Genomic DNA, 1570 nt, shown 5'->3' on the forward strand with positions numbered 1-1570 from the left:
TGTTCAGCGCTTTCCTGTCACATTACGTGATCCGCGACCGCTATGCTCGCCCGGGCAAGGGGAACGAGAAGGGCAATGTGGAGGGGCTGGTAGGCTATTGCCGGCGCAACTTCATGGTGCCGATCCCGAAGTTCCCGACCTGGGAGGCGTTCAACCTGTGGCTGGAGGAGCAATGCCGCGAGCGCCAGCAGGACAAGGTGCGCGGGCAGAGCGAGACGATCGGTGAGCGGCTGCAGCGCGATCTCGCGGCCATGCAGCCTCTGCCCGCTACACCCTTCGAGGCCTGCGATCAGAAAGGCGGGCGGGTCTCCTCGCAATCCCTGGTGCGCTACAGGACCAACGATTATTCGGTTCCGGTGGCCTGGGGCCATCAGGAGGTCTGGATCAGGGCCTATGTCGATGAGGTGGTGATCGGCTGCCGCAGCGAAGTCATCGCCCGTCATCCTCGTTGCTATGCCCGCGAGGAGGTTGTCTTCGACCCGCTCCATTATCTCCCGCTGATCGAGCAGAAGATCAACGCATTCGACCAGGCTGCGCCTTTGCAGGGCTGGGACCTGCCCGAAGCGTTCACGACACTGCAGCGGTTGATGGAAGGGCGCATGCACAAACATGGCAAGCGCGAATATGTGCAGGTACTGCGCCTGCTGGAAACGTTCACCCTCGCCGATCTCCAGGCGGCGGTCGAACAGGCCATCGATCTTGGCGCCATCGGCTTCGATGCCGTCAAGCACCTCGTCCTGTGCCGGATCGAACGCGTACCGCCCAGGCTGGACCTGGACGTCTATCCCTTCCTGCCACGCACCACGGTCGAGAAGACCTTTGCCAGAGCCTATCTGAGCCTGCTCTCCGACCGGCAGGAGGCCGCATGAGCGATCAGGCCCCGGAGATCCTTCTCGCTCACCATCTCAAGGCGCTCAAGCTGCCTACGTGCCTGCGTGAGCATCACAAGCTCGCGCGGCAATGTGCCGCTGAAGGCGTCGATCATATCCGCTTCCTCGCCCGCCTCGTCGAGATGGAAATGATCGACAGGGAGCGTCGCATGGTCGAGCGGCGCATCAAGGCCGCGCGCTTCCCCGCCGTCAAAAGCCTCGACAGCTTCGACTTCGCCGCCATCCCCAGGCTCAACAAGATGCAGGTGCTCGAGATGGCGCGCTGCGAGTGGATCGAGCGGCGTGAGAACGCCATCGCTCTGGGGCCATCAGGCACCGGAAAGACGCACGTAGCGTTGGGGCTCGGACTGGCAGCATGCCAGAAAGGACTGTCGGTGGGCTTCACCACCGCGGCAGCGCTGGTCAGCGAAATGATGGAGGCCCGCGACGAGCGCCGTCTTCTGCGCTTCCAGAAGCAGATGGCCGGATACAAGCTGCTCATCATCGACGAACTGGGCTTTGTGCCGCTCTCCAAGACCGGCGCCGAACTGTTGTTCGAGCTGATCTCCCAGCGTTACGAACGCGGCTCCACCTTCATCACCAGCAACCTGCCCTTCGACGAATGGACCGAAACCTTCGGATCTGAGCGTCTCACAGGCGCGCTCCTCGATCGCCTGACCCATCACGTCAGCATCCTCGAG

The 1570-nt window shown here is 62.8% G+C and carries 1 protein-coding gene and 2 pseudogenes (1 of these 3 cut by a window edge); 2 read left to right on the forward strand and 1 reads right to left on the reverse strand.

What is annotated here, in order from left to right:
- Both IL54_RS02060 and istB read left to right on the forward strand, forming a co-directional pair.
- On the forward strand, positions 1–869 hold an 869-nt coding region (locus tag IL54_RS02060), incomplete at its 5' end, for a Mu transposase domain-containing protein (RefSeq protein WP_037472712.1).
- Positions 866–1570: pseudogene (gene istB, locus IL54_RS02065) on the forward strand (IS21-like element ISSsp5 family helper ATPase IstB); the annotation flags it as partial. The gene IL54_RS02060 and the pseudogene istB, both read left to right, overlap by 4 nt.
- A pseudogene (gene istA, locus IL54_RS22580) lies at positions 1568–1570 on the reverse strand (IS21 family transposase) (its annotated part continues 591 nt past the right edge of the window); the annotation flags it as partial. The pseudogenes istB and istA sit on opposite strands and share 3 nt — an antisense overlap.

The organism is Sphingobium sp. ba1, assembly GCF_000743655.1.
In the GTDB taxonomy this organism is placed as follows: domain Bacteria; phylum Pseudomonadota; class Alphaproteobacteria; order Sphingomonadales; family Sphingomonadaceae; genus Sphingobium.